Origin of the sequence: uncultured Candidatus Puniceispirillum sp. (assembly GCF_963979125.1) — a bacterium.
Taxonomy (GTDB): domain Bacteria; phylum Pseudomonadota; class Alphaproteobacteria; order Puniceispirillales; family Puniceispirillaceae; genus Puniceispirillum.
Genome location: NZ_CAXBVX010000076.1, coordinates 1 through 9,581, shown reverse-complemented (window position 1 = coordinate 9,581; position 9,581 = coordinate 1). Strand labels below are relative to the sequence as shown.

Annotated in this window: 8 protein-coding genes; 3 read left to right on the top strand and 5 right to left on the bottom strand. The window is 51.7% G+C overall.

Annotated elements, in window-relative coordinates; genetic code table 11:
- From ABNT28_RS08165 to ABNT28_RS08155, 3 genes are all read right to left on the bottom strand, one after another.
- A partial coding sequence (locus ABNT28_RS08165; RefSeq protein WP_348721361.1) for a BMP family ABC transporter substrate-binding protein occupies nt 1–426 on the bottom strand: 426 nt, incomplete at its 3' end.
- Nucleotides 427–527: 101 nt separating this feature from the next.
- On the bottom strand, nt 528–1,358 hold the full coding sequence (locus tag ABNT28_RS08160; RefSeq protein ID WP_332924269.1) for a 2OG-Fe(II) oxygenase family protein: 831 nt from the start codon (nt 1,356–1,358) through the stop codon (nt 528–530).
- A gap of 48 nt (nt 1,359–1,406) precedes the next feature.
- Nucleotides 1,407–2,366, bottom strand: coding sequence for a nucleoside hydrolase (locus ABNT28_RS08155; protein WP_332924268.1), 960 nt, complete (start codon nt 2,364–2,366; stop codon nt 1,407–1,409).
- Between the two features lie 166 nt (nt 2,367–2,532).
- Here ABNT28_RS08155 and nth point away from each other — a divergent pair, with 166 nt between their 5' ends.
- Nucleotides 2,533–3,177 (top strand): endonuclease III, encoded by a 645-nt coding sequence (gene nth, locus ABNT28_RS08150; RefSeq protein WP_348721360.1) that lies wholly within the window; start codon nt 2,533–2,535, stop codon nt 3,175–3,177.
- Nucleotides 3,178–3,210: 33 nt separating this feature from the next.
- On the opposite strand, the gene ABNT28_RS08145 is transcribed toward nth, so the two are convergent.
- Nucleotides 3,211–3,879 carry a hypothetical protein gene (locus ABNT28_RS08145; RefSeq protein WP_348721359.1) on the bottom strand — a complete coding sequence of 223 codons (669 nt, stop codon included), beginning with the start codon at nt 3,877–3,879 and terminating at the stop codon, nt 3,211–3,213.
- Between the two features lie 203 nt (nt 3,880–4,082).
- On the opposite strand from ABNT28_RS08145, the gene ABNT28_RS08140 reads away from it, so the two are divergent.
- Entirely contained in the window at nt 4,083–5,066 is a 984-nt protein-coding gene (locus ABNT28_RS08140) for an adenosine kinase (protein WP_332924265.1), read from the top strand.
- Between the two features lie 26 nt (nt 5,067–5,092).
- On the opposite strand, the gene ABNT28_RS08135 is transcribed toward ABNT28_RS08140, so the two are convergent.
- Nucleotides 5,093–7,357, bottom strand: coding sequence for an NADP-dependent malic enzyme (locus tag ABNT28_RS08135; RefSeq protein ID WP_332924264.1), 2,265 nt, complete (start codon nt 7,355–7,357; stop codon nt 5,093–5,095).
- A 157-nt stretch (nt 7,358–7,514) separates the two neighbouring features.
- Here ABNT28_RS08135 and mutS point away from each other — a divergent pair.
- On the top strand, nt 7,515–9,581 hold a 2,067-nt coding region (gene mutS / locus ABNT28_RS08130; protein WP_348721358.1), incomplete at its 3' end, for a DNA mismatch repair protein MutS.

The following is a 9,581-nucleotide window of genomic DNA, read 5'->3' as shown; positions in this document are numbered from 1 at the left end:
TGACGCTTTGGCGGCGGCAACACCGACAATGTAGCTTCCTTCATGTTCCTTGAACACATATTGGCGCAGGTTCGGCGCATCAAGCCAGCCCACATCGATGATCGAGAATTGACGATCAGGATATTCAGCCGCCACTTTTGAAATCGCATCGGCCTGGGCAAAGCCAACACCCAAAATTACAGTGGCACCACGTTCGGCCATGCGGCGCATGGCCTGTTCACGCTGGGTTTCGTTGGTGACTTCAAATTCCATCACTTCAACACCTGATTCGGCAGTAAATTTCTGGACGCCATTCCACACACCTTCGTTGAAGGATTTGTCGAATTTACCGCCCATGTCATAGATGACAGCAGGTTTAAAGTCAGCGGCAAAGGCAGTTGTACTCATGGTGAGGGCGATCGCCGCCCCTAAAAATTTATTCAACATTTATATCTCCCTAGTCCCTTAAAATGATAGTCCCTTAAAATGATAGTCATTTATTAACACCAGCCTGACCTCAGGCCGATTTCTTACGTCAGGCCAATGTCTTACTTTAGCCCAATTTCCTTGAGGCGTTGTTGCAGATAATTATCTGCTGTCATGCCAGGCTGTAACAATACATCGGATCGCGGATGTAAAAACATAGGCATAGAATAGCGCGATTGATTGGCATGTACATCAGGATTTATCACCCGATGCGTTGTTGACGGATAATAATTGCCACTGGCCATCGCCAGCATGTCGCCATTATTGATCGTTATCATTCCCGGGTCGCATGCAATGCTATGCCATGTGCCTTGTGCATCACGCGCCTGTAGCCCCGGTTTTGATCCCGATAAAAGCAATGTAATCAGATTTATATCTTCATGTGCTGCCGCCCGTATCGCATCTGGTTCAGGGGCGACAATTGGCGGATAATGCAAAATGCGAAGCAGACTTTCCTGGCTTTCATACATCATTTCGTCAAGCGGCATGGTGAAGGTGGCGGCAATGTCTGGTGGCGTCTGTGCCTGAATCCAGCCAAGCAATTCGGTGCCAAGTGTCACCAGTTCACGATAAATAGTGCGGGTTTCATCCTCTAGCCCATCGGGAACGGGCGAGTCGGGATAGATATGGAAAAATTCTTTCAGATCCTTGATAGGTGAATCCTTGGCATTTTCCGAACGGAATGGAAAAAAGCCATCATGGCGCGGGGGCTGAACGGTGAAATCATGCTTGGCGTCGCTGGCAAAGAAGTCGCCCCAAAGATCGTAAAGGCGTGCCAGACGATCCGCCGCGATCGGGTGGTTGGCAAGCACGGCAAAGCCCGTATCGCGCAAAGACCGTTGTAGCGAAATAGCCGCATCATTGGCCTGATAATCTACGGTTTCAATGTTCATGGTGTGTCCTAATCTTAGATCTTAATACTGGTCTTTTAACCCTGACATTTAACGTTGGGCATCTGTTGCCCGGTTGGCTTTCAGCTTATCTGCCTGGGCAACAAGCTGGGTGAATTTGCCCTGTACCGCGCTGGCATTCACCTGCATAGCCACCTGAACCATCGGGCGGCTGGCATCATCAACAGGCAAGGTACGACCAATATCATCGCCATCGCATATTACTGTAAGCGCCATAGATTCAAAGTCAAAATATTCAGGGTCGGTGATCGCCAGCACCGCCGAAGGGTCATGCATGAAACATGAACGGATGCCCGTTTTGTTTTCATGAAAGTCGAAATAGAATTGCGTCGCCGCGTTCAAAAACCCGCCAATATCAGGCGACTGTCTGGCAAGTGCGGCAAAGTCAGCCGGCATGCATTGCGCTTTTTCGGTGACATCAAGACCAACCATGGTCACTGGCCAGCGGGCAGCAAAAACACATTCAGCCGCATCAGGGTCATTCCAGATATTGGCTTCGGCAACGGCGGTGACATTACCATGCGGCGCGGCCGAACCGCCCATGATCACGACAGCTTTTACGTGATCGACAATCGCCGGATCATAATCAAGCGCGGCGGCTAGATTGGTCAGAGGGCCAACCGCGCAGATGATAATTTCGCCCGGATGTGCGGCGCATGTTTCACATAGATAGCGCGCTGCGTCCTCGGCGACGGGTGTACCTTGCGGGGTGATTGGCGGCACGTCGCCAAAGCCTTCGGCGCCATGCACAAAATCGGCAGGCGGCTCAAGCGGGCGGCGGCGCGGGATGGGCGCGCCTTTGATGATGGCGGTTTTATAATGTGCCATTTCGGCCAGCACCAAAGCATTGCGCGTGGCGATATCAATCGTGACATTGCCAAAGATCGTGGTCAGGCCAAGTACATCAAGGCGTGGATCGGCAAACGCCATATGAATGGCCATGGCATCGTCAATGCCAGGGTCGGTATCAATAATAATTTTTTGAGGCATGAAACGAACTCAACATGTGAATATGATGCGCCTTGGGCAAGCGACGCTTGGCGAATACCAAAAATCACTTTACGCTTGGATAGCTGTTTGTTTCAAGATAGCCAGTAAAAATAGTTGGGCAAATTGGTGACTTACAGACACCGTTAAAGGCCAAATAGAGGATATGATGACGCAGAAAATGCGACTTGATAATATGGTGCGCTGTTTTGAACGATTGTCCAAACGCCAGCCTGATCCGCAGACTGAACTTGAATTCAGCGATCCCTTTACCTTGCTGGTAGCTGTGGTGCTGTCAGCACAAGCTACCGATGTTGGGGTGAATAAAGCCACCAAAGGCCTGTTTGCCGCCGCCAGGACCCCCGATCAGATGGTCGCGCTTGGGATTGACGGAATCAGCTATCACATCCGCACGATTGGCCTGTTCAACACCAAAGCGAAAAATGTATTCCGCCTGTCCGAGTTGCTGATCACGCGCCATAATGGCCGGGTGCCAGAAAACCGTGCGGCATTGGAAGCGTTGCCCGGAGTAGGCCGCAAAACCGCAAATGTGGTGCTGAACGAAGCCTTTGGACATCCGACGATTGCTGTTGATACGCATATTTTCCGGGTGTCAAACCGCACCCGTATGGCACCTGGCAAGACTGTCGAAATTGTCGAAAAGGAATTAGTGCGGCGAGTGCCCGAGATATGGAAAAAGGGCGCGCATCACTGGCTGATCCTGCATGGGCGTTATGTATGTAAAGCCCGCAAGCCTGAATGTGGCACCTGTGAGATTGCCGATCTGTGTCTGTTTCCCAATAAAACCGCCTGAAGTCCTGTATTGCGGATAGCGTCTGGATTTGGATTAGCCACTGGCAGGCCGCATCCGGTCTTTGGCCAGTGCGCGGCGGCAGATCAGCTCGTTGGCTTTGGTGCCTAATATGGACGCGCGATACGCCCAGTCGCGTACGGCATAAATGCCGTTTTCAGGCGTCAGGAAAAAATCGAAAACACAACTATCAAGGCGGTATTGCCATATTTTCACCTGACCTTCGGTGCGGATGATGTCAGCCGTACCAAGCAAGGATAACAGAACTGAATCTGGCTTTGCTAAAACAGTATGTGGTTTGAATTCTGGCGGCGGCGATGGCGGGGCTGGCGGCACGATTTCTGGTACGATTTCGGGCACGGTCTCTTGCGGTTGCATGCTGTCAGGCTGGATGTCAGATGCTGTGTTGCCTTTGGGCTGAGGTGGTACCGATGCCACAATTGTGGGACCAGATGTTGTGGCTGTGGTGCCTGTGGTGCTGTTGGCACCTGATGATGATTTTATGACCGTTTCGGTGACGATAAGATTGGCAGTGTCATTGCTGGGCGTGGGGGCTGGTTTGGTTATAGCTTTTGTTGTGGCTGTCGGGGTGCCGTTAGTTGCAATATTCTGGGGCTGACAGGCAACCAGAAGTCCAGCAAGGACAGTATATTTGATGACGGATAACGGGACAAAAGAACAAGTAAACAGACGCGGCAAAAGCATTAATGAAGTCCCTTGGCCGAATGACCGTTATAAGCTGTATGTAAACCGAATGCGGCCTGAATTGAAGGCATAATATCTATATCAAACTTATCTCATGGTTCATTTGTGCTTGTCTATCAGATATCGCTTGCCTATGTTCCTTTTGCCTTGGAGATCAAGATTTCAGCCGGGCTTATCAAGCGGGTAAAGCAATTAGGATTATTATGTCAGATAAAAGTTTGGATGTGCTTACCATTGGTAATGCGATTGTCGATGTCTTTGCGACCTGTGAGGATGCGTTTCTGGAAACGCATGGTATTGGCCGCGGGATGATGAATCTGGTCGATGCGCCGCGCTCGGCTACATTATATGCCGCGCTTGATGCCCCTACCGAGATTTCGGGTGGTTCGGCGGCGAATACGGCAGTTGGTGTTGCCGCTTTTGGAGGCAAAGCAGGATTTGCCGGACGCGTGCGTGATGATGTGCTGGGCAAAAGTTTCAGCCATGATATTGCCGCCGCCAATGTACGCTTTGCCAATCCGCCAAAGCAGGATGGATCCGCCACCGCATCGTCAATTATTCTGGTAACACCTGATGCGGCGCGGTCGATGAATACCTATCTTGGTGCCTGTATTGAGGTGGAACCAGCCGATCTGATCGAGACTGAAATCGCCGCGTCAAAAATTATTTATCTTGAAGGCTATCTGTTTGATGCACCGCATGGGCCAGCGATTTTCGCCCGCGCTGCCGAACTGGCCACAAAATACGACGCCAAGATTTCATTATCCTTATCGGATCCGTGGTGTGCCGAACGGCATCGGGATGCGCTGGGTGCCTTTATCAAAGACCATGTCAATATTCTGTTCGCGAATGAAGATGAAGCCATGAGCCTGTGCGAAATGCCAGTGCCAGACGCCATAAGCGAACTGGTGCAGATGGTTGACGAATTGATTGTCACGCGCGGTGCCAAAGGTGCCTTTTATGGTACAAGGGATGCACAATATGAAGTTCCCGCCATGCCACAAGGGGCGGTGATCGATACGACAGGCGCGGGCGATCTGTTTGCGGCTGGATATTTGTATGGGCGCACAAACGGATATTCGATTGAAATGTCCGGACGGCTGGCCAGCCTTGCCGCCGGCGAGGTGATTGCCCATATCGGGGCGCGGCCACAAATGGACCTGAAAGCATTGGCAGCAACGCTTTAGGTTAGAGCCTTGGACGCACAGTCAGGTTAGCGCAAGGTCTCGTAAGCGGCGAGGGCGGCGGCCTGAACAATGTCGTGAACCGAGTCGCTCATATTGACGATCTGGAACGGATATTCACCGCCAAGCAACATCGGCCCGATGATCGAGCCTTCGGCAATTTGCTGAATCAGCTTGTATGAAATATTCGCTGAATGCAGACCTGGCATGACCAGAATATTGGCTGGACCAGACAGATTGCAGAAAGGATAGCGTGATTTCATCAAATTGTAATCAAGCGCAACCTCGGCACTCATCTCGCCATCAAATTCAAATGTCACCTTGCGCGCTTTGAGAACGTCGATAGCGCGACGGGATTCGGCGGCAATGGCAGATTCAGGACTGCCAAAATTGGTAAAGGACAGGATCGCAACGCGCGGCTGATGCCCCATCTGCTGTGCCTTGGCAGCCATCGCTTCGGCAATATTGGCCATTTCCTCGCCGCTTGGCCGTTCGGTTACCGATACATCGCCAACAAAAATCGTGCGTCCGCGTGAAACAATCATCGACGCCGCCATGAACTGGCTGTTTTCAGCCACATTGATGACGCGCGTTACATGTTCGAAGCTAGGTTTGAATGACCGCGTCAGACCGGTGACCATCGTATCGGCATGCCCCATGCTGACCATACAGGCGGCAAAAACATTACGATCAAGATTGACCATGCGCTGACAGTCGCGTTTGAGCGACCCTTTGCGTTGCAGTTTTTTATAAAGGAAGTCGATATAGTCTTCATTATGATCGGAAATTTTGGCATTGGTGACCGGAATATCTTCAGCACCTTCAAGACCAAGGCGGGCGATGGTTTCCTTGACCCGATGTTCACGGGCAACCAGAATCGGATTACCGTAACCTGCATTGCGGAATGACAATGCGGCGCGGATGACCTTTTCTTCTTCACCTTCGGCAAAGACAACGGTTTTTTTCTTGGCGCTGATGCGGTCATAGATGGTTTGCAAGGTCGAAGCGGTGGGATCAAGCCGCGCTGACAGATCACGGCGATAGGCATCCAGATCGGCAATTGGCCGTCGTGCAACGCCAGTTTTCATCGCCATTTCGGCAACAGCTGAGGAAACCGACGAAATAAGACGCGGATCAAACGGCGCCGGAATGATATAATCTTCACCATATGACAAGGTCTGACCATCATAGGCGTCGGCGACTGAATCTGGCACATCTTCGCGCGCCAGCATGGCAATCGCTTCGGCGGCGGCAATTTTCATCTCGTCATTGATTTTGCTGGCGCGTACATCAAGCGCACCACGAAAAATATAGGGAAATCCAAGCACGTTATTGACCTGATTCGGAAAATCAGACCGGCCTGTGGCGATAATAGCATCAGGACGCACGGCTTTGGCTTCATCAGGCATGATTTCAGGCACCGGATTGGCCATTGCAAAGATGATAGGACGGTCAGCCATTTTCTTGACCATTGATGGGGTCAACGCGCCTGCCGCCGATAGTCCCAGAAACACATCAGCCCCGACAAGGGCGTCTTCAAGACTGCGCACGTCAGTGTCAACGGCATGCGCCGATTTCCATTGGTTCATCGAACCTTCGCGGCCTTTATAGATCGGACCTGAACGGTCACAGATAATGACGTTCTGGTGCGGTACACCCATGGTTTTCATCAATTCCACACAGGCAATCGACGCGGCACCAGCGCCATTGCTGACGATCTTGATCGTTTTCATGTCACGGCCAGTCAGATGTAGCGCGTTAATCAAACCTGCGGCCGCGATAATGGCGGTGCCATGCTGATCGTCATGGAACACCGGAATATCCATAAGTTCGCGTAACTGCTGTTCGATGATAAAGCATTCAGGGGCTTTGATGTCTTCAAGATTGATGCCGCCAAAGCTGGGCCCAAGCAAGGACACAGCATTGACAAATTTATCCGTGTCGCTGGTATCCAGTTCAAGGTCGATACCATCAATATCGGCAAATTTTTTGAACAGAACCGCTTTGCCTTCCATCACCGGTTTGGCGGCGGCGGCACCAATGTCACCAAGTCCCAGAACGGCGGTACCATTTGAAATAACAGCCACCAGATTGCCCTTGGCCGTATAATCATAGGCAGTATCGACATTTTCAGCGATCGCCAGACAAGGCGCGGCAACACCTGGCGAATAGGCCAGTGATAAATCGCGCTGGCTTGTCAGAGGTTTGGTAGCGGCGATTTCAAGCTTACCAGGGCGACCTTTGGCATGAAAAAGGAGCGCTTCTTTATCAAGGTTTTTGCTTTTTGATGTCATGAGTTTTTCTCTGGGATATGATATATTGTAAGTGGTAAATAGGTAACGCTATTTTATTCACTATAGGCGTGATAGATAGTATTTCATAATCATTTGGGGGGCAAAGAATAAAGCCCCCTTGTCCTGTTTTGGGGGATGATGCATTCTTTAAAATATAATGGCTTCACAACTTTCTACATCAGTTCCAGCAAAAGTAAAAGCGCCGACACCAATGATGGCGCAATATCTTAGCGTCAAAGCATCGCATCCGGACAGTTTACTGTTCTACCGGATGGGTGATTTTTACGAGATGTTCTTTGAGGATGCGGAAGTTGCTGCCGCGATTCTGGGCATTGCGCTGACCAAACGCGGCAAAAACCAAGGTGAAGATATTCCAATGTGCGGGGTGCCTGTGCATGCTGTGGATGCCTATATGGCGCGGCTGATTCGTGCAGGTCATCGGGTGGCTGTGTGCGAGCAGACAGAAAGCCCAGAAGCGCAGAAACAGCGCGGTGCCAAAGGCCCGTTAAAACGCGATGTTGTAAGGGTGATGACGCCTGGCACATTGACCGAAGATGATTTGCTGGAGCCGCGCGCGCATAATTTTCTGGCCGCGCTGGGGCGGGCTGGCGATAGTCAGGCATTGGCATGGGCAGATATGTCAACAGGCGACTTTTTTGTCGAAGCTATAATGGATGAAAGCCCAAGCAATGATGATAGCGTCAATTCGGGCATTGAAGATGTCATTGTCCGGCTGACGCCATCTGAATTAATTGTCCCGCAAGGGCAAGATTGTACGCACTGGCCATGGGCAGATGAGCTATGTATTACCGAACAAGCCCCTTCGATGTTCGATTCCAGCCTTGGTACGCAAACATTACAAAATTTCTTTGGTGTGAGCAGTCTTGACGGCTATGGCGATTTTTCGCGGGCGATGCTGTCGGCGGCAGGCGCTTTGCTTGGCTATATTGAGGCAACACAGATTGGCAATATGCCACGTTTGCAACCGTTGCAAGCGATTGCGCATAGTGTGTATCTGGAGATTGATCCGGCAACGCGCCGATCGCTTGAGTTGACGCGCACGCTGGCGGGTGAACGCAAAGGCAGTCTTTTACATGCGGTTGACCGCACCATGACAGCGGCAGGAAGCCGGATGCTGGCAGCGCGCCTTGCGGCACCTTTATGCGATCTAGCAGAGATTGTGGCGCGGCAAGATCTGGTATCATGGTTTATCGAATATGATGTAACGATGGCGACGATGCGTGACAAGTTGCGCACGCTTCCCGATATGCAACGGGCGGTGACACGCCTGACCATGGGGCATGGTGGCCCGCGTGATCTGGCCGCGCTGGAAACGGGGCTGCGCATTGCCGAAGCGGTGGTTGGGCTGGTTCGCCAGACCCAAATGAACCAAACTCAAATGAGCCAAACTCAAATGAGCCAAACTGGGACAAACGCGCTGTTTGCCACCTTGCCATCAGGGATGGAATCGCTTTTGCAACAATTGGTCGCGCCGTTGGCATTGGCGGATAAGCTGGCGCCTGCGCTGGCGGATGAATTGCCGTTTCTGGCGCGCGATGGTGGCTTTGTGCGCATTGGCTATGATCAAGGGCTGGATGATGTGCGCCAGCTTCGTGATGAAAGCCGCCGTCTGATGGCGGCATTGCAAGCGCGTTATGCCGAAGCCACCAATATTGCCAGTCTGAAAATCAAACATAATAACGTGCTTGGCTATCATGTTGATGTGCGCGCTACGCATGCCGACAAACTGATGCAGTCAGAGTTGTTTATCCATCGCCAGACAACGGCGCAAACGGTGCGTTTCACCACCACCGAACTGGCCGAAATGGAACGCGATATGGCGGCGGCGGCAGGCAAAGCGCTGGCCAAGGAATTGGAGATTTTTGACGCTTTGAGCGAAGCGGTCATTGGGTGGGCAAGCCAGATTGGCGAAGCGGCCACAGCCTTGGCCGAGCTTGATGTGGCGGCGGCGGCGGCGATTCTGGCACGCGATGCCCAATTTGTACGTCCAGATATGCGCGAAGAATCGGTGTATGTGATCGATAAGGGACGGCATCCAGTGATCGAAATGATGCTGCCCGCGCAAACGCCCTTTATTCCGAATGATTGTCAGCTTGGGGCAGATGGGGATGATGCGGCGGCGATCTGGCTTCTGACTGGGCCAAATATGGCAGGTAAAACGACATTTTTACGGCAAAATGCACATATCATCATTTTGGCACAA

Excerpts from the sequence above, each read along its gene's own strand:
- ABNT28_RS08155 (WP_332924268.1), bottom strand. The coding sequence starts at position 2,366 with ATGCCTCAAAAAATTATTATTGATACCGACCCTGGCATTGACGATGCC.
- ABNT28_RS08140 (WP_332924265.1), top strand. The coding sequence starts at position 4,083 with ATGTCAGATAAAAGTTTGGATGTGCTTACCATTGGTAATGCGATTGTC.
- ABNT28_RS08135 (WP_332924264.1), bottom strand. The coding sequence starts at position 7,357 with ATGACATCAAAAAGCAAAAACCTTGATAAAGAAGCGCTCCTTTTTCAT.
- ABNT28_RS08160 (WP_332924269.1), bottom strand. The coding sequence starts at position 1,358 with ATGAACATTGAAACCGTAGATTATCAGGCCAATGATGCGGCTATTTCG.
- nth (WP_348721360.1), top strand. The coding sequence starts at position 2,533 with ATGACGCAGAAAATGCGACTTGATAATATGGTGCGCTGTTTTGAACGA.
- ABNT28_RS08145 (WP_348721359.1), bottom strand. The coding sequence starts at position 3,879 with ATGCTTTTGCCGCGTCTGTTTACTTGTTCTTTTGTCCCGTTATCCGTC.